The organism is Polaromonas potterensis (assembly GCF_033446725.1).
Taxonomy (GTDB): Bacteria; Pseudomonadota; Gammaproteobacteria; order Burkholderiales; family Burkholderiaceae_C; genus Polaromonas.
This window is the reverse complement of the sequence record NZ_JAWQLX010000007.1, coordinates 193473-217422: the sequence shown is the minus strand read 5'-3', so window position 1 is coordinate 217422 and position 23950 is coordinate 193473. Positions and strand designations below refer to the sequence as shown.

23 protein-coding genes are annotated in these 23950 nt (G+C 61.6%); 20 read left to right on the top strand and 3 right to left on the bottom strand.

Annotation, left to right across the window (positions count from 1 at the left end; translation table 11 throughout):
- Positions 1-16: 16 nt before the first annotated feature.
- The 3 genes from R6254_RS14510 to R6254_RS14500 form a co-directional block, all read right to left on the bottom strand.
- Positions 17-610, bottom strand: coding sequence for a hypothetical protein (locus R6254_RS14510; protein ID WP_318407810.1), 594 nt, complete (start codon positions 608-610; stop codon positions 17-19).
- A 40-nt stretch (positions 611-650) separates the two neighbouring features.
- Positions 651-1649 carry an HpcH/HpaI aldolase/citrate lyase family protein gene (locus R6254_RS14505; protein ID WP_318407808.1) on the bottom strand — a complete coding sequence of 333 codons (999 nt, stop codon included), beginning with the start codon at positions 1647-1649 and terminating at the stop codon, positions 651-653.
- Between the two features lie 169 nt (positions 1650-1818).
- The gene (locus R6254_RS14500) at positions 1819-2805 is read right to left on the bottom strand and encodes a malate dehydrogenase (RefSeq protein WP_318407807.1); all 987 of its coding nucleotides are present in this window, start codon (positions 2803-2805) and stop codon (positions 1819-1821) included.
- A 215-nt stretch (positions 2806-3020) separates the two neighbouring features.
- Between R6254_RS14500 and R6254_RS14495 the strand changes: the two genes are divergently transcribed.
- From R6254_RS14495 to R6254_RS14400, 20 genes are all read left to right on the top strand, one after another.
- Complete coding sequence (locus R6254_RS14495) at positions 3021-3809, top strand: GntR family transcriptional regulator (RefSeq protein WP_318407806.1); 789 nt, start codon at positions 3021-3023, stop codon at positions 3807-3809.
- 129 nt (positions 3810-3938) lie between these two features.
- Positions 3939-4382, top strand: a complete 444-nt coding sequence (sdhC, locus tag R6254_RS14490) for a succinate dehydrogenase, cytochrome b556 subunit (protein WP_318407805.1) — start codon at positions 3939-3941, stop codon at positions 4380-4382.
- 16 nt (positions 4383-4398) lie between these two features.
- The gene (gene sdhD / locus R6254_RS14485) at positions 4399-4764 is read left to right on the top strand and encodes a succinate dehydrogenase, hydrophobic membrane anchor protein (RefSeq protein ID WP_318407803.1); all 366 of its coding nucleotides are present in this window, start codon (positions 4399-4401) and stop codon (positions 4762-4764) included.
- 43 nt (positions 4765-4807) lie between these two features.
- Positions 4808-6604, top strand: a complete 1797-nt coding sequence (gene sdhA / locus R6254_RS14480) for a succinate dehydrogenase flavoprotein subunit (RefSeq protein ID WP_318407801.1) — start codon at positions 4808-4810, stop codon at positions 6602-6604.
- 36 nt (positions 6605-6640) lie between these two features.
- On the top strand, positions 6641-7345 hold the full coding sequence (locus R6254_RS14475) for a succinate dehydrogenase iron-sulfur subunit (RefSeq protein ID WP_318407799.1): 705 nt from the start codon (positions 6641-6643) through the stop codon (positions 7343-7345).
- A 119-nt stretch (positions 7346-7464) separates the two neighbouring features.
- The gene (locus R6254_RS14470; RefSeq protein WP_318407888.1) at positions 7465-7743 is read left to right on the top strand and encodes an FAD assembly factor SdhE; all 279 of its coding nucleotides are present in this window, start codon (positions 7465-7467) and stop codon (positions 7741-7743) included.
- 37 nt (positions 7744-7780) lie between these two features.
- Positions 7781-9091: a citrate synthase gene (locus R6254_RS14465; RefSeq protein ID WP_318407797.1), complete on the top strand. Its 1311-nt coding sequence runs from the start codon at positions 7781-7783 to the stop codon at positions 9089-9091.
- 100 nt (positions 9092-9191) lie between these two features.
- On the top strand, positions 9192-9572 hold the full coding sequence (locus R6254_RS14460) for a hypothetical protein (RefSeq protein WP_318407796.1): 381 nt from the start codon (positions 9192-9194) through the stop codon (positions 9570-9572).
- A gap of 201 nt (positions 9573-9773) precedes the next feature.
- Positions 9774-10715, top strand: coding sequence for a LysR family transcriptional regulator (locus R6254_RS14455; protein ID WP_318407795.1), 942 nt, complete (start codon positions 9774-9776; stop codon positions 10713-10715).
- Positions 10716-10740: 25 nt separating this feature from the next.
- Positions 10741-12162 carry a 3-isopropylmalate dehydratase large subunit gene (gene leuC / locus R6254_RS14450; protein ID WP_318407794.1) on the top strand — a complete coding sequence of 474 codons (1422 nt, stop codon included), beginning with the start codon at positions 10741-10743 and terminating at the stop codon, positions 12160-12162.
- An 11-nt stretch (positions 12163-12173) separates the two neighbouring features.
- Positions 12174-12824, top strand: coding sequence for a 3-isopropylmalate dehydratase small subunit (gene leuD, locus R6254_RS14445; protein ID WP_318407793.1), 651 nt, complete (start codon positions 12174-12176; stop codon positions 12822-12824).
- Positions 12825-12903: 79 nt separating this feature from the next.
- Positions 12904-13974 (top strand): 3-isopropylmalate dehydrogenase, encoded by a 1071-nt coding sequence (leuB, locus tag R6254_RS14440; protein WP_318407791.1) that lies wholly within the window; start codon positions 12904-12906, stop codon positions 13972-13974.
- 274 nt (positions 13975-14248) lie between these two features.
- Positions 14249-15388: an aspartate-semialdehyde dehydrogenase gene (gene asd / locus R6254_RS14435; RefSeq protein WP_318407790.1), complete on the top strand. Its 1140-nt coding sequence runs from the start codon at positions 14249-14251 to the stop codon at positions 15386-15388.
- Positions 15389-15651: 263 nt separating this feature from the next.
- On the top strand, positions 15652-18210 hold the full coding sequence (locus R6254_RS14430) for a FimV/HubP family polar landmark protein (RefSeq protein ID WP_318407789.1): 2559 nt from the start codon (positions 15652-15654) through the stop codon (positions 18208-18210).
- Between the two features lie 178 nt (positions 18211-18388).
- A complete protein-coding gene (gene truA / locus R6254_RS14425) occupies positions 18389-19183 on the top strand; it encodes a tRNA pseudouridine(38-40) synthase TruA (protein WP_318407787.1) in 795 nt (264 codons plus the stop codon).
- Between the two features lie 136 nt (positions 19184-19319).
- Positions 19320-20045, top strand: a complete 726-nt coding sequence (locus tag R6254_RS14420; RefSeq protein WP_318407786.1) for a phosphoribosylanthranilate isomerase — start codon at positions 19320-19322, stop codon at positions 20043-20045.
- Positions 20023-21273: a tryptophan synthase subunit beta gene (gene trpB / locus R6254_RS14415; protein ID WP_318407784.1), complete on the top strand. Its 1251-nt coding sequence runs from the start codon at positions 20023-20025 to the stop codon at positions 21271-21273. Before R6254_RS14420 ends, trpB begins: the two co-directional genes overlap by 23 nt.
- Positions 21270-22103 (top strand): tryptophan synthase subunit alpha, encoded by an 834-nt coding sequence (trpA, locus tag R6254_RS14410; RefSeq protein WP_318407783.1) that lies wholly within the window; start codon positions 21270-21272, stop codon positions 22101-22103. Before trpB ends, trpA begins: the two co-directional genes overlap by 4 nt.
- An 82-nt stretch (positions 22104-22185) precedes the next feature.
- On the top strand, positions 22186-23058 hold the full coding sequence (accD, locus tag R6254_RS14405; protein WP_318407781.1) for an acetyl-CoA carboxylase, carboxyltransferase subunit beta: 873 nt from the start codon (positions 22186-22188) through the stop codon (positions 23056-23058).
- Positions 23059-23278: 220 nt separating this feature from the next.
- Complete coding sequence (locus R6254_RS14400) at positions 23279-23920, top strand: LON peptidase substrate-binding domain-containing protein (RefSeq protein WP_318407779.1); 642 nt, start codon at positions 23279-23281, stop codon at positions 23918-23920.
- The last annotated feature ends 30 nt before the right edge of the window (positions 23921-23950 follow it).

Below are 23950 nucleotides of genomic sequence, written 5' to 3'. Positions count from 1 at the left end.
GTATTCAAAAAAACGGTCAAGGTGCGGCTTTGACGGCTGCGGGAACGGCAACAGGCGCATCCAGGATGCTGGGGCGCGGGTTGCGCTTGAGTTCATCGGCAAAGGTGACTTGCGCCGGGCTCATACATTCATCGGCCAGGCGCTGACCCAGCTTCTGGCTCATCAACATGGACTTGTTGCCCAACTGCAGCCACATGGCGCCGGCACGGGCGTCTTCCAGGCGGATCGCGCCGGTCCGGCTTTCCACCGGGTGCATGCGGAAACGCATTTTCCCGGTCTGCACCAGGAAAAAGCCCGGGCGTTTCTCGCTGGCCGTGATGGTGACAGCGGCGCCCAACTCGCAAGGAATCAGGCCCATGTATACCCGTTTGGCGATTTCCAGGTCACCTGCCGTCAGGGTCACATTGGGATCGTCGTCGATAGGTGTCACTTCTTCCACTGCTTTGGCGGCAGAGCGACGGATCGGGGCGCGGGGTTTGGGCGCCGGGGTGGCGTCCGCTGCCGCGGCCTTGACGGCCGCTTTAGGCGCCGCTTTGGCGGGCTGGTCGGTCTGCGCCAGCAACAGGGCGGGCGCGGCAAAAATCATCGCGGAGGCAAGAATAAGTTTCACGGGTTTTCCTTGAAAACAATGGACCAAATCAATCAATACATCAGGAGGCGGCAGCGGCAAAGTAACCCCGCGCCTCGGGCGGCAACACACGGCCAGTCTGGTGGGCGCGTTCCAGCACCTGCCAGAAAAAACGGTAACTCGCACGGTCGTGCAGGCTACCGTCAAAACTAATGGGCGCCCAATCAGCACGGGCGGCAGCAGCTATTATTTTTGTAGCGTTTTCAATCTCGCGCTGATCCGGGGCAAAGGCCTCCAGGATGGGTCGGATCTGGTTCGGGTGAATGCTCCACATCCGGGTGTAGCCGAATTCACGGGCCGCCTGCCGGGCGGCACCGGCCATCGCGGCCACGTCCTTGAATTCCGTGACCACGCAGTGCGACGGCACTTTGCCGTAGGCATGGCAGGCCGATGCGATTTCAAGCTTGGCGCGCACAACCAGCGGATGTGTGAACTGGCCCTTGCCGCTCATGCCGTCGGCAGGGATCGCCCCGCCATGGGCGGAAACAAAATCCATCAGACCAAAACTGATGGACTGCACACGCGGATGGGCGGCAATCTCGAAAACGTTGCGCACGGCCAGCGGCGACTCCACCAGCACATGCAAGGGCACGTTGTCAGCCGATGCGGCCAGCAGGGCCTGCTCGGCCCGAAGCACATCGTCCAGCGATTCGACCTTGGGCACCATGATGTGGCACAGCTGGCGCGACAACTTGCCGGCAATCAGGGACATGTCCGCCTCGAAAGCCGGATGATCCACAGGGTGCACACGCACAGCAACCCGGGCCTTGTCAGCGGCAAGCACCGCCAGCGCCACCACCATGGCCGCATGGTCGGCTTCGCCACCCACGGGTGCGCCGTCTTCGCAGTCCAGCGTCACGTCAAACACGCAGGCGCCGAACTCTTCCATCATCTCGGCCTGCAGTTGCAGGCTTTTGCGCATACGTGCTTCGACACCACTGTAGTGGTCGCAGACAGGCAAGAAACCTGCGGCAGCCTGGGCGCCAAGGAGAACTTCGCGGGGGTGGGCACTGGCCCCCACGCTTGCCACTGCGTGTGCTGCGCTGCCCCCCGAGGGGGCTGTGCTTGCTTGGGGCGGCCCGGCGCGGAGATTAGGTGCTCCCACGCTTTTCACTTCGTGTAATGCGCTGCCCCCCGAGGGGGCTGTGCTTGCTTGGGGCGGCCCGGCGCGACGCACTATGTTCACTGCTTTAGAGCAAGTGGGCAACGCCGGCCTGCTCGCCCTGCAACTCTTCCAGGGTCTTGTTGATACGTTCTTGCGAGAAAGCATCAATCGCCAGGCCGTCGACCAGCTTGTATTCGCCGCCTTCGCAGGTCACGGGGAAACCGAACATGGTGTCTTTCGGAATGCCGTACTGGCCGTCCGACGGAATACCCATGGTGACCCACTTGCCGTTGGTGCCCAGGGCCCAGTCGCGCATGTGGTCAATGGCGGCGTTGGCAGCCGACGCGGCCGACGAGGACCCGCGGGCTTCGATGATGGCCGCGCCGCGTTTGCCGACGGTGGGCAGGAAGGTGTTGGCGTTCCATTCCTGGTCGTTGATCATCGTGGCGACGCTTTCGCCATTGATGGTGGCGAAACGGTAGTCGGCGTACATCGTGGGCGAGTGGTTGCCCCAGACCGTGAGTTTTTCGATGTCGGCCACGGCCTTGCCGGTTTTGGCGGCAAGCTGGCTGGCAGCGCGGTTGTGGTCCAGGCGCAGCATGGCGGTGAAATTCTTGCGTGGCAGATCAGGTGCCGACTTCATGGCGATGTAGGCGTTGGTGTTGGCCGGGTTGCCGACCACCAGCACCTTGACGTTGCGGCTGGCGACAGCGTTCAGGGCCTTGCCTTGTGCCGTGAAAATGGCGCCATTGACGGCCAGCAATTCGGCACGTTCCATGCCAGGGCCACGCGGACGCGAGCCAACCAGCAGCGCGTAGTCGGCATCCTTGAAGGCGGTCATCGGGTCGCCATGCGCTGTCATTTCCACGAGCAGCGGGAAAGCGCAATCGTCGAGTTCCATCATCACGCCCTTGAGCGCTTTTTGCGGGCCTTCAACCGGCACTTCCAGCAATTGCAGGATGACGGGCTGGTCTTTGCCCAGCATTTCGCCGGAAGCGATGCGGAACAGCAAGGCGTAACCGATTTGACCAGCGGCCCCTGTAACGGCAACACGGACGGGTTTTTTGCTCATGATTGATGACTCCAGGAAGGTTTAAATCGGTGATAGGGATAAGAATGAGGTAGCTTGCGCGGCTGGAGTCACCTGGAAACACATGTGAACTGCGTCACACCGGGGCCAGCTTTGCGTTCAACTCAGCCCAAGATTTTACGCTCGAAAACCCTGAGGCGTCAATTTGTCTTATGTCTTATATAAGATATGATTCACACCTAATCCGAGTGCATTCCATGGCGACCCACACCAGCCCCCTGCCAGACCCTAGCGCCATCCCTGCCGAGGCGGGCACGATTGCGCCGGCTTTCAGCCCGCTGTACCAGCAGATCAAGTCGCTGATCCTGCAAAGCCTGCAGGCCGGCGAGTGGAAACCGGGCGAAATGATTCCCAGCGAAATGGACCTGGCCGCACGTTTTCGCGTCAGCCAGGGCACGGTGCGCAAGGCCATCGACGAATTGGCCGCCGAAAACCTGGTGGTCCGCCGCCAAGGAAAGGGCACGTTTGTCGCCACCCACGCCGAACACCATGTGCAATACCGCTTTTTGCGCCTGATGCCGGAAAGCGGCGACGCCAGCAGCGAAGGACCGGCCGAACGCCAGATCATCGACTGCAAACGGCTGCGCGCACCGGCCGACATTGCCCGGGCGCTGGCCTTGCGCAGCGGCGATGCAGTGCTGCAAGTGCGCCGCGTCTTGTCCTTTCAGGGCGCACCGACGATTCTGGAAGACCTGTGGTTGCCGGGCGGCCCGTTCAAAGGCCTGACGGCGGACCGGCTGGCGGACTACCGCGGACCGATGTACGCCCTGTTTGAAACCGAATTCGGCGTGCGCATGGTGCGGGCCGAGGAAAAAATCCGGGCCGTTGCGGCCGATGCCGCGGCGGCACAACTGCTGGATGTCGCCACCGGCACGCCGCTGTTGAGCGTGGAACGCACCGCGTTCACCTACAACGACACCCCCATGGAATTGCGCCGCGGCCTGTATAAAACCGACACTCACCACTACAAAAACGAGCTTAGTTGATGGCTTTCATCAAGCAAGACCAAGGGTTTGCACGTAGGCTTGTTGCGTTGCAATAGAATTTGCATGTTCTTCGTTGTAATTGCCTGGCAGTTACCAACCAGTTACCAGACCTCCCACGAAAGCCTAACAATGACAGAGCTGGCCTCCAAACAGCGTCCCAAGCGGCCTGAATTCCGCAATATCAACGCCTTTACAGACCTGACGACCTACCGCATGACACCGGCGGCCTGGGTTTCCATCCTGCACCGCGCCAGCGGCGCCATCATGTTCCTGCTGATGCCCTTCATCATCTGGATGTTTGATACCTCAATTTCTTCCGAAATTTCATTCGAACGTTTCAAGGCCGCTTTCAATGTCGGCATGTTGGGTTTGCCGGGATTTGTCTGGAAACTGGTCGTCCTGGCGCTGATCTGGGCCTACCTGCACCACTTCATCGCCGGTCTGCGCCATCTTTATATGGACGTGACCCACACGCTGAGCAACCAGTTCGGCAAAACCACCGCCTTGCTCACGCTGGCCCTCAGCATCGCCTTGACGCTGGTGCTGGGCGCCAAGCTGTTTGGCCTCTACTAATAAGAAGGAGCATCCCATGTCTGTGAATTACGGCTCCAAACGCCTGGTTGTCGGCGCCCACTACGGCCTGCGCGACTGGCTCAGCCAGCGCATCACCGCGGCCTTGATGGCCCTCTTTACCGTCTTGCTGCTGGGCCAGGTGATTTTCACCAGCGGCCCCATCGGCTACGACCAGTGGGCCGGCATTTTCTCGGCGCAGTGGATGAAGGTTTTGACCTTTGTGGTCATCATCGCCCTGCTGTACCACGTCTGGGTCGGCATGCGCGACGTCTGGATGGACTACGTCAAGCCCGTCTGGCTGCGCCTGCTGCTGGAAGTGTTCACCATCGTGTGGCTGGTCGCTTGCGCCGGCTGGGCCATTCAAGTCCTGTGGCGCTTCTGAGCCCTCTAGTCCACACCTCTGACGACCGACTGTAAAAACAATCATGACTGCAACTTCCAAGCTTCCCAAACGAAAATTTGACGTGGTGATCGTCGGGGCCGGCGGCTCCGGCATGCGCGCCTCGCTGCAACTGGCCCGCGCCGGCCTGAATGTCGCTGTGTTGTCCAAGGTCTTCCCGACCCGTTCGCACACCGTCGCGGCCCAGGGCGGCATCGGCGCCTCGCTCGGCAACATGTCCGAGGACAACTGGCACTACCATTTTTACGACACCGTCAAGGGTTCCGACTGGCTCGGCGACCAGGACGCGATCGAATACATGTGCCGTGAAGCGCCCAAGGTCGTCTATGACCTGGAACACATGGGCATGCCGTTTGACCGCAACGCCGATGGCACGATTTACCAGCGCCCCTTTGGCGGCCACACCGCCAACTACGGCGAAAAGCCGGTGCAGCGCGCTTGCGCCGCCGCTGACCGCACCGGTCATGCCATGCTGCACACGCTGTACCAGCAAAACGTCAAGGAAAAAACCAGCTTCTTCGTCGAATGGATGGCTCTGGACCTGATTCGCGACGCCGCTGGCGACGTGGTTGGCGTCACCGCCATCGAAATGGAAACCGGCGACGTTCACATCTTCGAAGCCAAGACCACCATGCTGGCCACCGGCGGTGCCGGTCGAATCTTCGCCGCATCCACCAACGCCTTCATCAACACCGGCGACGGCCTGGGCATGGCGGCACGTGCCGGCATCCCCCTGGAAGACATGGAATTCTGGCAGTTTCACCCCACCGGCGTGGCCGGCGCGGGCGTGTTGTTGACCGAAGGCTGCCGCGGCGAAGGCGCGATTTTGCGCAACAGCAATGGCGAACGTTTCATGGAGCGTTATGCGCCCACCCTGAAAGACCTGGCCCCCCGTGACTTTGTGTCGCGCTCCATGGACCAGGAAATCAAGGAAGGCCGTGGTTGCGGTCCGAACAAGGACTACATCCTGCTGGACATGACCCATTTGGGCGTGGACGCGATCGCCAAGCGCCTGCCTTCGGTGCTGGAAATCGGTCACAACTTTGCCAACGTGGACATCACCAAGGAAGCCATTCCCGTGGTGCCCACCATCCATTACCAGATGGGCGGCATTCCGACCAACATCCACGGCCAGGTGGTCACACAAAACGCCGATAACAAGAGCGAAGTCGTCAACGGCCTGTACGCGGTGGGTGAATGCTCCTGCGTGTCGGTGCACGGCGCCAACCGCCTGGGCACCAACTCGCTGCTGGACTTGCTGGTCTTCGGCAAGGCCGCCGGCAACCACATTGTTGAATTCAACAAAACCAACCCGACGCACAAGCCCCTGCCCGCCGACGCGGCCGACGCCACGCTGGCGCGTATCGCCCGCCTGGACAACGCCACCGACGGCGAATACGCCCAGGACGTGGCCAACGACATCCGCGCGGCCATGCAGCAGCACGCCGGTGTGTTCCGCACCCAGGCCATCCTGGACGAAGGCGTGGCCAAGATCGCCGCCATGCGCGCACGCGTGGCCAGCATTGGCCTGAAGGACAAGTCCAAGATCTTCAACACCGCCCGCATCGAAGCACTCGAAGTTGAGAACCTGATCGAGGCCGCGCAAGCGACCATCGTGTCGGCTGCCGCCCGCAAGGAAAGCCGCGGCGCGCACTCTGTGGACGATTACGGCGATACGCCTGAACATCCGAACGGCCGCAACGACACCGACTGGCACAAACATACCCTGTGGTACAGCGAAGGCAACCGCCTGGCTTACAAGCCCGTGCAGATGAAACCGCTGACGGTCGAGTCCGTTCCGCTGAAAACGCGCACGTTCTAAACCCGGCCCTGCGACGAACAAGAAGCGAGAACCCACATGACCAAACGTACCTTCCAGATTTACCGCTACGACCCGGATACCGACGCCAAGCCTTACATGCAAACCATCGAGGTTGAACTCGATGGCCACGAACGCATGTTGCTGGACGCCTTGATGAAACTCAAGGCGCAGGACCCATCCATCAGCTTTCGCCGCTCCTGCCGCGAAGGTGTTTGCGGCTCGGACGCCATGAACATTAATGGCAAGAACGGCCTGGCCTGCCTGACCAACATGAACACGCTCAAGGGCACCATCGTGCTCAAGCCGCTGCCCGGCCTACCGGTCGTGCGCGATTTGATCGTCGACATGACCGACTTCTTCAAGCAGTACAACTCGATCAAGCCTTATTTGATCAACGACAATGTGCCGCCCGAAAAAGAGCGCCTGCAAAGCCCGGAAGAGCGCGACGAGCTCAACGGCTTGTACGAGTGCATTTTGTGCGCCAGCTGCTCCACCTCCTGCCCCAGCTTCTGGTGGAACCCGGACAAGTTTGTCGGCCCGGCCGGCCTGCTGCAAGCCTACCGTTTTATCGCCGACAGCCGCGATGAAGCCACGGCCGAGCGCCTGGACAACCTGGAAGACCCTTACCGCCTGTTCCGCTGCCACACCATCATGAACTGCGTCGATGTCTGCCCCAAGGGTCTGAACCCCAGCAAGGCCATCGGCAAGATCAAGGAAATGATGGTCCTGCGGACTGTCTAAATATGGCCCCCACGCTTGTCACTGCGTGTACCACGCTGCCCCCCGAGGGGGCGCATTTTCCTAGGGGCGGCCCGTCGGAAAATGGCGTCGTACCCTCGCTTGACACAGAGGTATCCCCTCTGCTCGACGAACGCGCCCTGAGCAAACTCAAGTGGCGTTGCCGCCGCGGTTTGCTGGAGAACGATTTGTTCGTCGAAAAGTTCTTCCTCAAATACGAATCCACCCTCACCGTCAGGCTTGCAAAAGGCCTCAGCGATCTGATGGATTTGTCTGACAACGACCTGCTGGACTTGCTGCTAAAACGTAAAGAGCCCGGTGAAATTTCCGACGCCAGTGCTTCAACCCCTGAAGCGCTGGAAGTGTTAACCATGATGCGGGTTCCGTCACTTGCCCGGTGACTGCCCTTCATTGAATTGACGTAGAAAGAAAGTAGAAATGAAACTCGCTGACAACAAAGCCACCCTCACCTTCAGCAACGGCAGCCCCAGTGTCGATTTGCCGGTGTACCACGGCAACGTCGGTCCCGACGTGGTCGATATCCGCAAGCTGTATGCCCAGACCGGCATGTTCACCTACGATCCGGGCTTTCTGTCGACCGCATCGTGCCAGTCCGCCATCACCTACATCGACGGTGACAAGGGCGAGTTGCTGTACCGCGGCTACCCGATCGAGCAGTTGGCCACCAACTGCGACTTCATGGAGACCTGCCACCTGCTGCTCTACGGAGAGCTGCCCAATGGCGAGCAGAAGAAGGATTTCACCGCCCGCGTGACCAACCACACCATGGTCAACGAGCAGATGCAATTTTTCCTGCGTGGTTTCCGCCGTGATGCACACCCGATGGCCATCATGACCGGCCTGGTCGGCGCCCTGTCGGCCTTCTACCATGACAGCACCGACATCACGAATCCCGAGCACCGCGACATCTCGGCGATCCGCCTGATCGCCAAAATGCCCACCCTGGTCGCCATGGCCTACAAGTACACCGTGGGCCAGCCCTACATGTACCCGAAGAACGACCTGAGCTACGCCGGCAACTTCCTGCACATGATGTTTGCGACGCCTTGCGAAGAATACAAGGTCAACCCGGTGCTGGAACGCGCCATGGACCGCATCTTCATCCTGCACGCCGACCACGAGCAAAACGCCTCGACCTCCACCGTGCGCCTGTGCGGTTCGTCCGGCACCAACCCGTTTGCTGCGATTGCAGCCGGTGTGGCCTGCCTCTGGGGCCCGGCCCACGGCGGCGCCAACGAAGCCTGCCTGAACATGCTGGAAGACATCCAGCGCCAGGGCGGCATCAGCAAGGTCGGCGAGTTCATGGAAAAGGTCAAGGACAAGTCGTCCGGCGTGAAACTCATGGGTTTTGGCCACCGCGTCTACAAGAACTACGACCCGCGCGCCAAACTCATGCAGGAAACCTGCAACGAAGTGCTGGCCGAACTCGGTCTGGAAAACGACCCGCTGTTCAAGCTGGCCAAGGAAGTCGAAAAGATTGCACTGGAAGACGACTATTTCGTCTCGCGCAAGCTCTACCCCAACGTGGACTTCTACTCCGGCATCGTGCAGCGCGCCATCGGCATTCCCGTGCCTCTGTTCACGGCCGTCTTCGCGCTGGCCCGCACCGTGGGCTGGATCGCCCAGCTCAACGAAATGATCAGCGACCCTGAGTACAAGATCGGCCGCCCGCGCCAGCTGTTCACCGGCTCGACCGCACGTGACGTGAAGCCGCTCAGCACACGTTGATCTGTTGATCGCCTTGTTGGCATAAGCAAAGCCCGCCCGTGGCAACACCGGCGGGCTTTTTTATGTTCGCCCTGTTCACCTCGTTCGCCGGAGCCGCCCCGTGAAACACCTCGAAACCGCCGCTGAATTACGCCAGGCCATAAAGCGCCCCACCCCAGCCCGCGCCTGCAATTGCGCCCTGGGCGCCTGCACCGGCTGGGAAAGCCTGGCGGAATACCGCTGGGACGCCAGTCAGATGAACCTGGTCGCCACACTGTGCGACCCGGCCCTGGACGAGGCGACCTTCGAAGAAAAACACCCCCAGGGCAGCCGCTACGACTCGCCCGACGCGCCGGTGGCGATCAAGTTTTTCCCCTACAACCGCTGCGAGGTCTGGCATTGCGCCCAATGTGAGCGCCATCTGCTGCGTTACACCGAGTTCGGCGGCTACAACGTCGATCCCCGGGTCCGCGCGCTGGACCCCGGCAACATCATCGATTAGCTCTTTTGCTATTATTTTTATAGCTGCTTGCGCCCATCCCTTCTGGGCTAGAGGCCTAAAAGGCTTATAAGTTTGCAGAAAAAGGCCAACTCCGCCCCAGCCGCCGGGCAAGCCACCCATCGCATACCGCGATGACAAGGCCATCAATAAGCATTCAAAATAGGGATTCATCGTGAAACGCGATGGCTTTAAGCCTTTTTCATGAAAATCTCCGAACGCAACTTCGCCCGCCGCATAGACCTGACCTCGCTGCAACTGTTTGTCGCCGTGTGTGAGCTCGGCAGCATAGGCAAGGCGGCGGAGCGCGAATTTATTGCGGCCTCGGCCGTTAGCAAACGCCTGTCCGACCTGGAAGCCGCACTCGACACGCCGCTGCTTTACCGCCACACCCGCGGCGTCGACTTGACGCCCGCCGGCCAAAGCCTGTTGCACCATGCCCGTTCGGTCTTGTTCAGCCTGGAAAAAATGCAGGGCGAACTCAGCGAATACGCCGACGGCGTACGCGGCCATGTGCGGGTGCACGCCAGCATTTCGGCCATCGTGCAGTTTTTGCCGGAAGACCTGGGCGCTTTCATCCGCCAGCACCCCGAGGTCAAAATTGACCTGGAAGAACACCTGAGCACGGAAGTCGTGCGTGCCGTGCAGGAAGGCGCGGCCGACCTCGGCATCTGCAACACCGCCGATGGCAGCGATGACTTGCAAACCCTGCCTTACCGGCAGGACCAGCTGGTGTTGATCGTGCCGCGCGGCCATGTGCTGGGCGCGCAAGACGCCATCGCGTTTGAAGACAGCCTGGAGTTCGACCATGTGGGCCTGCATTCCAACAGCTCGATTTACATCGCCATGCGTGATGCCGCCGCGCTGGCCGGCCGCACCATCAAGCTGCGCATCCATGTCACCGGCCTGGACGCCATGTGCCGCATGATCCACAACGGCCTGGGTGTCGGTGTGATGCCGCAACGCGCTTTCGAGCTGATGCACGGCGTCGGCGAACTCGAATCGATTGCCCTGACCAATACCTGGGCATCCCGGCGGATTGAGCTGGTCGCACGCGACTTCTCCAGCCTGCCCGTCACCGCCCGCCTGCTGGTGGATCACCTCACCGCCCGTGCAGTTGCTACGGCACCCACCTCCCCCACTTAAAATCAAAGACCACGAAGGAAACACCATGGCACGCACTCTTTACGACAAGATCTGGGACGAACATGTCGTCCACACCGAGGAAGATGGCACAGCCATTCTTTACATCGACCGCCATCTGGTGCACGAAGTCACCAGCCCGCAAGCCTTTGAAGGCCTGCGCGAAGCCGGCCGCAAGGTCTGGCGTATCAGCTCCATCGTCGCCACCGCCGACCACAACACACCCACCACCGGCTGGGAACTGGGCTACGACGGCATCACCGACCTGGTCAGCAAGGAACAGATCACCACGCTGGACAGCAACATCGCCGAGTTTGGCGCGGCCGCCTACTTCCCCTTTCTGTCCAAACGCCAGGGCATCGTGCATGTGATTGGCCCCGAAAGCGGCGCCACCCTGCCCGGCATGACAGTCGTTTGCGGCGACTCGCACACCTCGACCCACGGTGCTTTTGGCGCGCTGGCGCACGGCATAGGCACCAGCGAGGTTGAACACGTGATGGCGACGCAAACCCTGCTCGCCAAAAAAGCCAAAAACATGCTGGTGCGTGTCGACGGCACGCTGGCCCCCGGCCTGACCGGCAAGGACATCGTGCTGGCCATCATTGGCAAAATCGGCACGGCGGGCGGCACCGGTTACACGATTGAATTCGGCGGCTCGGCGATTCGCGCCCTCAGCATGGAAGGCCGCATGACGGTCTGCAACATGGCGATCGAAGCCGGCGCCCGCGCCGGCCTGGTGGCCGTGGACCAGAAAACCATAAGCTACGTCAAGGGCCGGCCGCTGGCACCCACAGGCGTCGAGTGGGACCAGGCCGTCCAGTACTGGAACACGCTGCAGTCCGATGCCGATGCTAGCTTCGACACCGTGGTGCAACTCGACGCCAGCCAGATCCGTCCGCAAGTCACCTGGGGCACCTCGCCTGAAATGGTCTTGTCCATCGATGACCGCGTGCCCGATCCGGACAAGGAAAAAGACGCCAACAAACGCGACGCCATCGAACGTGCGTTGACCTACATGGGCCTGCAGCCCGGCAAGGCCATCAACGACATCATGATCGACAAGGTGTTTATCGGCTCCTGCACCAACAGCCGCATCGAAGACATGCGTGAAGCCGCAGCCATGGTCCAGAAAATCGGCCAGAAGGTCGCCGGCAACGTCAAACTCGCCATGGTGGTGCCCGGCTCCGGCCTGGTCAAGGAACAGGCCGAGCGTGAAGGCCTGGACAAGATTTTTGTCGCCGCCGGTTTTGAATGGCGCGAGCCCGGCTGCTCCATGTGCCTGGCCATGAACGCCGACCGGCTGGAGCCGGGCGAACGTTGCGCCTCCACCAGCAACCGCAACTTCGAAGGCCGGCAAGGCGCTGGCGGGCGCACGCATTTGGTCAGCCCGGCGATGGCTGCGGCTGCCGCCGTGCACGGGCATTTCGTCGATATTCGTAAATTTTCCTGAGAGGCCGCACCATGCAAAAATTCAACGTACACAAAGGCCTGGTCGCGCCCATGGACCGCGAAAACGTCGACACCGACGCGATCATCCCCAAGCAGTTCCTCAAGTCGATCAAAAAGACCGGCTTTGGCGTGAACCTGTTTGACGAATGGCGTTACCTGGACGCCGGTTTTCCCGGCCAGGACTCGAGCACACGCCGCCCGAATCCGGACTTCGTGCTGAACCAGCCGCGTTACAAAGGCGCCTCGATTTTGCTGGCGCGCAAAAACTTCGGCTGTGGCTCCTCGCGCGAACATGCGCCCTGGGCCTTGGACCAATACGGTTTTCGCGCCATCATCGCGCCCAGTTACGCCGACATTTTTTTCAACAACAGCTTCAAAAACGGTCTGTTGCCCATCGTGCTCAGCGAAGCGCAGGTGGGCCAATTGTTCGACGAAGCGCTGGCTTTCCCGGGCTACCAACTGACGATTGACCTGGAGCGCCAGGTCATCGTCAAACCCCAGGGCGAAGAAATTGCTTTCGACGTGCAGGCCTTCAAGAAGTTTTGCCTGCTGGGTGGTTACGACGACATCGGCCTGACCTTGCGCCAAAGCGACAAGATCAAGGCGTTTGAAGCCGAACGGCTGGCGACCAAACCCTGGTTGGCCAACCGTCTGAGTGCATAAACCTCTGAAAATTTAAGCAAATAATGGCTGCAGCCCTTGATACACCGGCGCAAGCAGCTACAAAAACCATAGTAAAACCATGAAAATCGCAATTCTCCCGGGTGACGGCATCGGCACCGAAATCGTCGCCGAAGCGGTCAAAGTCCTGAACGCCCTCGACCTGAAGTTTGAGATGGAGACCGCCCTGGTCGGCGGCGCCGCCTACGACGCCCACGGCCATCCGCTGCCCGACGCCACGCTCCAACTCGCCAAAGACGCCGAAGCCGTGCTGTTCGGCGCCGTCGGCGACTGGAAATACGACACCCTGGACCGCCCGCTGCGTCCTGAGCAGGCCATTCTGGGCCTGCGCAAAAACCTGGGCCTGTTCGCAAACTTCCGTCCGGCCATTTGTTACCCGCAGCTGGTGGATGCCTCCAGCCTGAAACGTGAACTGGTGTCCGGCCTGGACATTTTGATCATCCGCGAGCTGACCGGCGACATCTACTTCGGCCAGCCGCGCGGCCGCCGTGTTGCGACTGACGGGCACTTTCCCGGCGCCGAAGAAGCCTTCGACACCATGCGTTATTCGCGCCCGGAAATCGAACGCATCGCCCATGTCGCCTTCCAGGCGGCACGCAAGCGCGGCAAACGTGTGACCAGCGTGGACAAGGCCAATGTGCTGGAAACCTTTCAGTTCTGGAAGGACGTGGTCTCGGAAGTCGGCAAGGAATACCCCGACGTCGCGCTGGACCACATGTATGTGGACAACGCCGCCATGCAACTGGTCAAGGCGCCCAAGAAGTTCGACGTGGTGGTCACCGGCAATATGTTTGGCGACATCCTGTCCGACGCAGCCGCCATGTTGACCGGCTCCATCGGCATGTTGCCGTCGGCCAGCCTGAACACCAAAAACCAGGGCCTGTACGAACCCAGCCACGGCAGCGCACCCGACATCGCCGGCAAAGGCGTGGCGAATCCGCTGGCCACCATCCTGAGCGCGGCCATGATGTTGCGTTTCAGCCTGAACCAGCTAGACGCCGCCGCGCGTATCGAAAAAGCCGTGGACGCCGTGTTGACCCAAGGCCTGCGCACGCCCGATATCTACAGCGAAGGCACGACGAAAGTCGGCACGGTGCAAATGGGCGATGCCGTGGTCAAAGCATTGGCCTGACGTTTTTTCGCAGCAAATCGCCGAGGTTCCGGCGGTTTGCTGCGGGGGCCATGCCCGCGCCAGGGCAAGCCTGGCTACAATCAACACCTATGCGTCAAAACCCCGCACTCATCCACTGCCCCGCCGCCTTGCGCGCGGGAAGTGTGGCGCCGGTTTTTACCCAGATCACCAAAACGACAACCATTAAAGGCTAGCAAGCCTGGTTCGTCGTGCCCGCTGGCTCGATGAGCCGGACCGAAAAAGCCTACTTTTTAGTACTTTTTGAAGGGCACCCATGAAACTCACAGGCAATCTCACAGGACTCGTCGGCTGGCGCGGCATGGTCGGCTCGGTGCTGATAGACCGCATGCAGGCCGAAGGCGACTTCGAGCTGATCGAACCGGTTTTCTTCTCGACCTCCAATGCCGGCGGCAAAGCCCCGGCCCAGGCGAAGAACGAAACCACGCTGAAAGACGCCTTCGACATAGCGGCCCTCAAGAAGTGCGACATCATCATCACCGCGCAAGGCGGCGACTACACCTCGGAAGTCTTCCCCAAGCTGCGCGCCGCGGGCTGGACAGGCCACTGGATTGACGCGGCCTCCACCCTGCGCATGAACGACGACGCCGTCATCATCCTGGACCCCGTCAACCTGCCTGTCATCCAAAATGCCATGGCCAAAGGCGGCAACAACTGGGTGGGCGGCAACTGCACCGTCAGCTGCATGTTGATGGGTGTGGGTGCGCTGTACAAAGCCGGCCTGGTCGAGTGGATGACCAGCATGACTTACCAGGCCGCTTCCGGCGGCGGCGCGCAACACATGCGCGAGCTGCTGACCCAGTTCGGCACCCTCAACAGCGAGGTCAAGTCCCTGCTGGACGACCCGAAATCCGCCATTCTGGAAATCGACCGCCGCATCCTGGCCAAGCAACAACACTTGAGCGCCAGTGAAACTGCCAACTTCGGGGTGCCGCTGGGCGGCAGCCTGATTCCCTGGATTGACAAGGACCTGGGCAATGGCATGAGCAAGGAAGAGTGGAAAGGCGGCGCCGAAACCAACAAGATCCTGGGCCAGGGCGCAAGCTTCGGCACCGCCGAAACACCGGTGGACGGCTTTTGCGTGCGCATTGGCGCCATGCGTTGCCACAGCCAGGCCTTGACCTTCAAGCTGAAAAAAGATGTGCCGCTGGCCGACATCGAAGCCTTGATCGCCGCCGACAACGACTGGGTCAAGGTCGTGCCCAACACGCGCGAAGCCAGCATCACCGACCTGACCCCGGTCGCCGTGACCGGCACCATGACGATTCCCGTGGGCCGGCTGCGCAAGCTGGCCATGGGCCCCGACTACCTGGGCGCTTTCACGGTGGGCGACCAGTTGTTGTGGGGTGCGGCCGAGCCCTTGCGGCGCATGTTGCGCATTCTGCTGCAGGCCTGAAACGGCTGATTTTTGGGTTGCAGAACAGCCAGACCAGCGGCAGTACCGCTGGTAAGAAGTTGTGCCTGGACGTTGCCGGCAGACAACAACTCCAAGTTGTAAGTCAGCGCTAACCCGGCGTGTCAAAACTTAAGTGCTGTCTTAGCTTGTCAGCCTAATGCCTTGATGTTAATGTTGTTTTGTCGAAAATTAGCGTTGAGGTTTTTGTGCGGACCAGCAGAATAAAGTTAAATGCAGACCGAGCAACGGAGGCTCCCATTCCCATGAACCATCCCCGCCCCTGGCGCATGGGTGCCGTGGCCGCCGCCATTGCCCTCTTGGGCAGCCTCGCCACCTTGCCCGCCCATGCCCTGGGTCTGGGCCGGATCACGGTTCAGTCCGCCCTCGGTGAGCCTCTCCGGGCTGAAATCGACATTGCCGACATCAACGCCGAAGAAGCCGCCAGCTTGCGCGCCAGCGTGGCCAGTGCCGAGGCCTTCAAGGCTGCAGGCCTGGAATTCAGCCCGGCCATGGCCAATGTGCAGATCAGCCTGCAACGCCGGCCCGATGGCCGCTCCTTCCTGCGCTTGAGCAGTGACAGGCCCGTCAGCGAACCTTTTGTCGATTTGATTCTGGAAGCCCGTTGGGCGTCCGGGCGCGTCGTGCGTGATTACACGATGTTGTTTGATCCGCCCAATCTGCGCCAGGCCAGCGCAGCGCCCATGCCGGCCCCGACCGCACCCATGGTGTCGCGGCCTGCGGCACCCGTCGCAGCCCTGCCTGCGGCGCCCGTTGCCACCCCTTATTCCGCGCCACAGCAAGCCAAAGCCCCGGTCGCTGCGATCAAGCCACCGGCGCCACGCGCCGCGCCTGCGGCCAAGACGCCTGCCGCCGACGGCCAAAAAGTCACGGTCAAGGCCGGTGATACCGCCGGCAAACTGGCCGCGCAACACAAACCCGCCAACGTCTCGCTGGACCAGATGCTGGTGGCCCTGCTGAACAGCAACCCCGAGGCCTTTGTAGGCGGCAACATCAACCGGCTCAAAGCCGGTGCCGTTCTGGACGTGCCGGGCGCCGACCAAGCCGGCGCGGTGTCTGCCGGCGAAGCCCGACAAACCATTGTTGCGCAGAGCAAGGACTTCAACGAATTCCGTCGCAAACTCGCCGAAGGCGCCCCAGCCACCCAGGTCGCCAGCGCTGATCGCCAGGCGGCCGGCAAAGTCCAGGCAAAGGTCGAAGACAAAGCACCGGCAGCCGCCACACCCGACAAACTGACCCTGTCCAAGGGCGCCGTGCAAGGCAAGGCCGCCGCAGAAGAAAAAATCGTGCAGGAGCGCCAGGCCAAAGAAGCTGCATCCCGCGTGGCCGAACTGTCCAAAAACATCAGCGACCTGAACAAGCTGAGCGGCACGCCGGCCAGCCCGGCAGTCGCTGCGGCGCCCGCGCCAGCCAGCCCGGTGACACCGGGTGTGACCCTGGTCACGCCAGGCGCACTGGCGGTCGCCACGCCGCCACCAGCACCGGCCAGCAGCGCGGCTGTAACCGTCCCCCCGGCCGCCAGCGCAGCCGTTGATCCAGCACCGGTGGTGGCAGCCGCCACACCCGCCAGCGCCCCAACGCCAGTGGTTGCCCCTGTCAAAAAACCCGTTGTGGTGGCACCCCCGCCGCCACCCGAACCCAGCTTGCTCGACGAACTGATGGCCAACCCGCTGCTCATGGCGGGCGGCGCCAGCTTGCTGGTCTTGCTGGCCGCCCTCGGTTTGTACCGGGTCCGCCAGCGCAAAAATGCCGTCTCGGTGGACAGCTCCTTCCTGGAAAGCCGACTCCAGCCCGACTCTTTCTTCGGCGCCAGCGGCGGCCAACGCATAGACACCAACGATGCCGCTGACGCCAATGTCACCGGTTCCTCCATGGTGTATTCGCCCAGCCAACTCGATGCGGCCGGCGATGTGGACCCGGTGGCCGAAGCCGATGTTTACCTCGCCTATGGGCGCGACCTGCAGGCCGAGGAAATCCTCAAGGAAGCCATACGCGTCAGCCCCACCCGCGTGGCCATCCATGCCAAGCTGATGGAAATTTACGCCAAACGCCGCGATACCAAGGCTTTTGAAACCGTGGCGGCCGAGGCCTTCAACCTGACCCAGGGCCATGGTGTCGAATGGGCGCACATGGCGGAGATGGGTCGTGAGCTGGACCCCAGCAACCCCTTGTACCAGCCGGACGGCCAACCAGCGTCCACAAACGCCGGTATTGCAGCTGCCGCCAGCGCTGCGACGTTTTCCATGTCAACCCAGCCACAAAACTTGCAGCCGACACCTGAGCCGATTCCGTCTGCGCTTGACTTTGACCTGGATCTGGACTTCTCGCTGGACGACGAACCCGCGGCCCCAACGCCTGTGGCACATATCGAGCCCACCATCGCCATCCCGGCCGTGGCCCACAAGTCCATGGGCAACGGCCTGGACTTCAGTTCTGCCACCTTGACCCTGCCAACGGCGGTGATTCCGACCAAACCCGCACCGCTGGATGACGGACTGGACTTCAGCACCGAACCGACCATCTCAACGGCCAGCAGCCTGCCGGATACCTCAGGCGGCATGCTGGAGTTTGACCTGGGCGCCCTGTCCCTGGATCTGGACGGCCCGAGCACCGAAAGCCAGGTGGTCACCGTCTCGTCGCCCTCGAATCCGGAAGACCCACTGGAAACCAAGTTTGCGCTGGCGGAAGAGTTCCGGGCGATTGGTGACACCGAGGGTGCCCGCTCGCTGGCCGAGGAAGTGCTCGCACATTCCAGCGGCTCGCTCAAAGGCAAAGCCCAGGCCTTCCTCAACGCCCTGTCCTGACTATCATCCTGCGCCCCGGAAACACCGAAACATGAAAGCGCGCTGCCTTGTTGATCCAAGTATCCAGGGCGGCGCTTCCAGCCTTGCTCTGCTCCTTCCCCCCATTTCCTCAGCACCTGACGCTGCATCCGCTTGGCAGCCCTGAGCTGAACCCGCCGCCTCCCCCCAGGGGCTGTCCGTGAGGATCGCGCTAGGCCTCAGTTACAACGGCGGTCGTTACGAAGGCTGGCAAAGCCAGTTGTCGGGCAACACGGTGCAAGACCAGCTGGAAAAAGCGCTGGGCAAATTTGCCGCCCAACCGATTCGCACCCTGTGTGCCGGCCGCACCGACGCGGGTGTCCACGGCCTGATGCAAGTGGTGCACTTTGACACCCCGCTGGCGCGGGAAACCGCGTCCTGGGTACGCGGCACCAATGCTTTTTTGCCGCGTGATATCGCCGTGCAATGGGCGCGGCAAGTACCCGATACCTTTCACTGTCGCGGCAGCGCCATTGCGCGCCGTTACGCCTATGTGGTGCTGGAGTCGCCGGTGCGCCCCAGCGTCGAAGCCGGGCGTGTCGGCTGGGTCTACCGGCCCATGGATGAGGCGGCCATGCAGCAGGCTATTGCCCACCTGATCGGCGAACACGACTTCAGCTCTTTCCGCGCCGCGCAATGCCAGGCCAAGTCCCCCGTCAAAACCATCAGCCGGATCGAGATCAGCCGGCGTGGAGAGGGTGAATCCCGGTATTGGCGCTTCGAGTTCGAGGCCAACGCCTTTTTGCATCACATGATCCGCAACATCATGGGCTGCCTGGTGGCCATCGGCCAGGGCAGCCACACGCCCGACTGGCTGGCCGAAGTGGTGGCCGCACGTAGCCGCCAGGTCGCCGCACCGACGTTTTCCCCTGACGGCCTGTATTTTCTGGGACCCGTCTACGAAGACCACTACGGCTTGCCGAACCGCACCGCAGCCTATGATTGGATACCTTGACTGCCCCCACGCTTTTCACTTCGTGTAATGCGCTGCCCCCCGCGGGGGCCGCTGCGCCTGCGGCCCGGCTAAGCCGGTTCCGCGGCCCCGGCTTGAATGAAGAGCTCCTGTGCTGTCCTCCGACCAGGGCTGGCTTATGACTTTTTCTTCACCATCTATGCGTACCCGCATCAAAATCTGCGGCCTGACGCGTGAAGAAGACGTGGACGCAGCGGTCGCTGCCGGTGCTGATGCCATCGGTTTTGTCATGTACGACGCCAGTCCGCGCCACGTCACAGCCCAGCGCGCCGCCGAGCTGGCCCGCCGCTTGCCGCCTTTTGTGACGCCGGTGCTGCTGTTCGTCAACGCATCCGCTCCTGAAATAATAGCTGCTTGCGCCCATGTACCCACGGCCTTGCTGCAATTTCATGGGGATGAAACGCCTGAAACCTGCCGGCAGGCGGGCCGGCCTTTCATGCGGGCCGCGCGCATTCCGCTGGGTGAAAATCCGGCGCTGGACGGTGCCGGTTTCGATCTCGTAAAATACGCGGAAGACTTCAAGGCTGCCCAGGCCATCCTGCTCGACGCCCATGTCGACGGTTATGGTGGCGGCGGAAAAACATTCAATTGGTCACTTCTTCCTCCAAGCGTCAATGCTCACCTCGTTTTGTCTGGTGGACTCACACCTGCAAACGTGACCGATGGCATTTTGCAAGTCCGGCCGCGTTGTAAAACGCTGGCCGTTGATGTGAGCTCCGGTGTCGAGATTTCGAAAGGAATCAAAAGCGCCGACAAAATCAATCAATTCGTCGCAGCCGTCCGGGCTGCCGACGACTTACTTGCAAAGAACCCTTCTCACCATGTTCGATTACCAACAACCTGACACGACAGGCCATTTCGGGATTTACGGCGGCAGTTTTGTTTCAGAAACACTGACCCACGCGATCAATGAGCTGAAAGACGCTTACGCCAAATACCAGCACGACCCGGCCTTTCTCGCTGAATTTCACTCCGAACTGAAGCATTTTGTAGGCCGGCCTTCGCCTATTTACCACGCGGCGCGCATGAGCCGTGAACAAGGCGGCGCGCAGATTTACCTCAAGCGCGAAGACCTGAACCACACCGGCGCGCACAAGATCAACAACACCATCGGTCAAGCCATGCTGGCCAAACGCATGGGCAAGCCGCGCGTGATTGCCGAAACCGGCGCCGGACAACACGGCGTGGCGACGGCCACCATTTGTGCGCGTTACGGCCTGGAGTGTGTGGTTTACATGGGCAGCGAAGACGTCAAACGCCAAAGCCCCAACGTCTACCGCATGAAGCTGCTGGGCGCGACCGTCGTGCCCGTGGAAAGCGGCAGCAAGACGCTGAAAGACGCGCTCAACGAAGCCATGCGCGACTGGGTCGCCAACGTGGACAACACTTTCTACATCATTGGCACGGTCGCCGGCCCCCATCCCTATCCGATGATGGTGCGCGATTTTCAGAGTGTGATCGGCGAGGAATGCCTCACGCAAATGCCCGAGATGACAGGCGGCCCACAACCCGATGCGGTGATTGCCTGCGTGGGTGGCGGCAGCAATGCCATGGGCATTTTCCACCCCTACATCAAGCATGAAAACACCCGCCTGATCGGTGTCGAAGCTGCCGGCGAAGGCATGGACAGCGGCAAACATTCGGCCTCGCTGCAACGCGGCAGCCCCGGCGTCTTGCACGGCAACCGCACCTATGTGTTGCAAAACGAAGACGGCCAGGTGACCGAAACCCACAGCATCAGTGCTGGCCTGGATTACCCCGGTGTTGGCCCCGAGCACGCCTTTTTGAAAGACATAGGCCGCGCCGAATATGTCGGCATAACCGACGCGGAAGCGCTGGCGGCCTTTCACTACCTGTGCCGCACCGAAGGCATCATTCCGGCGCTGGAGTCCAGCCACGCCGTGGCCTACGCGATGAAACTCGCCAAATCCATGCGTGTCGACCAGTCCATCCTCGTCAACCTCTCGGGCCGTGGCGACAAGGACATAGGTACCGTCGCCGACCTGTCGGGTGCGGATTTTTACGACCGCCCGTCCATGCGCGGCCACACTGTCAAAGGAGCGCAAGCATGAGCCGCATCGCTGCAACCTTTGAAAAACTGAAGAATGACCAACGCAAAGCCCTGATTCCCTACGTCACGGCCGGATTCCCCTTTGCCGACATCACACCCGAGCTGATGCACGGCATGGTGGCCGGCGGCGCCGATGTGATTGAACTCGGCGTGCCCTTTTCCGACCCCAGCGCCGACGGCCCGGTGATCCAGAAGGCCGGCGACCAGGCCCTGGCCGCCGGCATTGGCATGGTGCAGGTGCTGGAGATGGTGCGTGTCTTCCGCGAGCAAGACAGCCAAACGCCAGTGGTGCTGATGGGCTACGCCAACCCGATCGAAGCCTACGACCTCAAACGCGACAAAGACGCTTTTGTGCGCGATGCGGCCGCGGCTGGCGTGGACGGTGTGCTGGTCGTCGACTACCCGCCCGAGGAATGTGTGGTGTTTGCCGCCACCTTGCGCGCCCACGGCATGGACCTGATCTTCCTGCTGGCCCCCACCAGTACCGATGCGCGCATGGCACAAATCGCCGAAGTGGCCAGCGGTTATGTGTATTACGTCTCGCTCAAGGGTGTGACCGGTTCCGGCGCGCTCGATCTGGGCGCCGTCGAAGCCATGTTGCCACGCATCCGCCAACACGTCAGCGTCCCGGTGGGTGTCGGTTTTGGTATCCGCGACGCCGCCACGGCCCAGGCCATCAGCCGCGTCGCCGACGCCGTGGTCATTGGCAGCCGCATCATCCAGCTGATTGACGGCCAACCGCGCGAGCAGGTCGCCCCTGTGGTGCGCGACTTCCTCAGCGGCATCCGCCAGGCGCTGGACGGCGCGCCCGGTCCCGGAGACAGCGCATAATCCCCCTTCTTTTCCGGTTTTGCCCCTGCGAACGGCCTGTGCCGTCCGGGGGCCACACCCAACAAGGACATAAGGACCCATCATGTCTTGGCTAGAAAAACTCCTCCCGCCCAAAATCACCCCGACCAACCCGACCGAGCGCCGCAGCGTGCCGGAAGGCCTGTGGATCAAATGCCCCAGTTGTGAAGCCGTGCTTTACAAGACCGATCTGGAGAAAAACCAGAGTGTCTGCCCGCAATGCAGCCACCACCACCGCATGGGTGCCCGCGCCCGGCTGGACGCATTCCTGGACGCCGAAGGCCGTTATGAGCTGGGCCAGGAAGTCTTGCCCGTGGACCCGCTCAAGTTCAAGGACAGCCGTAAATACCCCGAACGCCTGAAAGAAGCCCTGGAAAATACCCAGGAGACCGATGCGCTGATCGTCATGGGTGGCGCGGTGCACAGCATCGGTGTGGTGGTCGCCTGTTTTGAGTTTGACTTCATGGGCGGCAGCATGGGCAGCGTGGTCGGCGAGCGTTTTGTGCGTGGCGTGCATGCGGCCATCGAGCAAAAAGTGCCGTTTATCTGCTTCACCGCCACCGGCGGCGCGCGTATGCAGGAAGGTTTGTTAAGCCTGATGCAGATGGCCAAAACCAATGCCTCCCTGACCCGCCTGGCTAAAAAAGGCCTGCCTTACATCAGCATATTGACCGACCCGACCATGGGCGGCGTGAGCGCCGGCTTCGCCTTTGTCGGCGATATCGTGATTGCCGAGCCCAAAGCCCTGATCGGTTTTGCCGGCCCGCGCGTGATTGAATCCACCGTGCGTGTGACCTTGCCCGAAGGTTTCCAGCGCGCCGAGTTTTTGCAGACCAAAGGCGCCATCGACTTCATCTGCGACCGGCGCGAACTGCGTAAAACCGTGGCCAACTCCCTGGCCATGTTGCTGCGCCAACCGGCCGACGCCGTCGCCTGAAACCCGGCCAGCCCCCAGGGCCGCAAGACGCTATCCAATTCATAGCTGCTTGCGCCCGCCTCTCAAGGGCTAGAGGCCTATTTCATGCATGAATATGGGCTTAACCCGCCTACTCCGGCATTTTCCGCCAGCACCGCAGGACCAGCGGCCACAAGCCCAGCACGAGGACAGCTGATCGTGGGAAGATATTGTTTACTGAAGAATTTCCCAGGCCGAATTGATGTCGTCTGAAGCCCTCACGCTTTTCTCGCTCCCGCTGTTTCCGCTGGGCACCGTGTTGTACCCCGGCGGCCTGCTGCCGCTGCGGATTTTTGAAGTCCGTTACCTCGACATGATCGGCAAATGCCACAAGACCGGCGCGCCTTTTGGCGTGGTCGCGTTGACACGCGGCGCCGAGGTCCGCAAGCCTGAGGACGAAGCCAGCGAAGCCTTCCATGCCGTGGGCACGCTGGCCACCATCAGCGCGTTTTCCATGCCGCAGCCCGGCCTGATGATGATCCGCTGCACCGGCATGCAACGCTTCGAGATTTCCAGCCGCGAAAAACTCAAACACGGCTTGTGGATTGCCAATGTGACCCGCCTTGACGACGACCAGGCGGTCAAGGTCCCCGAAGACTTGCGCGGCGCCGCCAATGCGCTGGGCAAACTGATTAAAACCCTGCAAGAGCGCGCCGTGCCGGCCGACGAGATGCCGCTGCAACCACCCTACCAGCTCAATGACTGCGCCTGGGTCGCCAACCGCTGGTGCGAGTTGTTACCCATGCCGCTGGAGCTCAAACAACGCCTGATGATGCTGGACAACCCGCTGGTCCGGCTGGAACTGGTCAGCGACATCCTGGAGCGCACCGGCATCGCCATGTGAGGCGCTTAAATACGTGTTCCGCCCACGCGC

Coding starts and splice junctions, on each gene's coding strand:
- R6254_RS14500 (WP_318407807.1), bottom strand. CDS start 2,805: ATGAGCAAAAAACCCGTCCGTGTTGCCGTTACAGGGGCCGCTGGTCAA.
- R6254_RS14495 (WP_318407806.1), top strand. CDS start 3,021: ATGGCGACCCACACCAGCCCCCTGCCAGACCCTAGCGCCATCCCTGCC.
- sdhC (WP_318407805.1), top strand. CDS start 3,939: ATGACAGAGCTGGCCTCCAAACAGCGTCCCAAGCGGCCTGAATTCCGC.
- sdhD (WP_318407803.1), top strand. CDS start 4,399: ATGTCTGTGAATTACGGCTCCAAACGCCTGGTTGTCGGCGCCCACTAC.
- sdhA (WP_318407801.1), top strand. CDS start 4,808: ATGACTGCAACTTCCAAGCTTCCCAAACGAAAATTTGACGTGGTGATC.
- R6254_RS14475 (WP_318407799.1), top strand. CDS start 6,641: ATGACCAAACGTACCTTCCAGATTTACCGCTACGACCCGGATACCGAC.
- R6254_RS14465 (WP_318407797.1), top strand. CDS start 7,781: ATGAAACTCGCTGACAACAAAGCCACCCTCACCTTCAGCAACGGCAGC.
- R6254_RS14455 (WP_318407795.1), top strand. CDS start 9,774: ATGAAAATCTCCGAACGCAACTTCGCCCGCCGCATAGACCTGACCTCG.
- leuC (WP_318407794.1), top strand. CDS start 10,741: ATGGCACGCACTCTTTACGACAAGATCTGGGACGAACATGTCGTCCAC.
- leuD (WP_318407793.1), top strand. CDS start 12,174: ATGCAAAAATTCAACGTACACAAAGGCCTGGTCGCGCCCATGGACCGC.
- leuB (WP_318407791.1), top strand. CDS start 12,904: ATGAAAATCGCAATTCTCCCGGGTGACGGCATCGGCACCGAAATCGTC.
- asd (WP_318407790.1), top strand. CDS start 14,249: ATGAAACTCACAGGCAATCTCACAGGACTCGTCGGCTGGCGCGGCATG.
- R6254_RS14430 (WP_318407789.1), top strand. CDS start 15,652: ATGAACCATCCCCGCCCCTGGCGCATGGGTGCCGTGGCCGCCGCCATT.
- R6254_RS14420 (WP_318407786.1), top strand. CDS start 19,320: ATGACTTTTTCTTCACCATCTATGCGTACCCGCATCAAAATCTGCGGC.
- trpB (WP_318407784.1), top strand. CDS start 20,023: ATGTTCGATTACCAACAACCTGACACGACAGGCCATTTCGGGATTTAC.
- trpA (WP_318407783.1), top strand. CDS start 21,270: ATGAGCCGCATCGCTGCAACCTTTGAAAAACTGAAGAATGACCAACGC.
- accD (WP_318407781.1), top strand. CDS start 22,186: ATGTCTTGGCTAGAAAAACTCCTCCCGCCCAAAATCACCCCGACCAAC.
- R6254_RS14400 (WP_318407779.1), top strand. CDS start 23,279: ATGTCGTCTGAAGCCCTCACGCTTTTCTCGCTCCCGCTGTTTCCGCTG.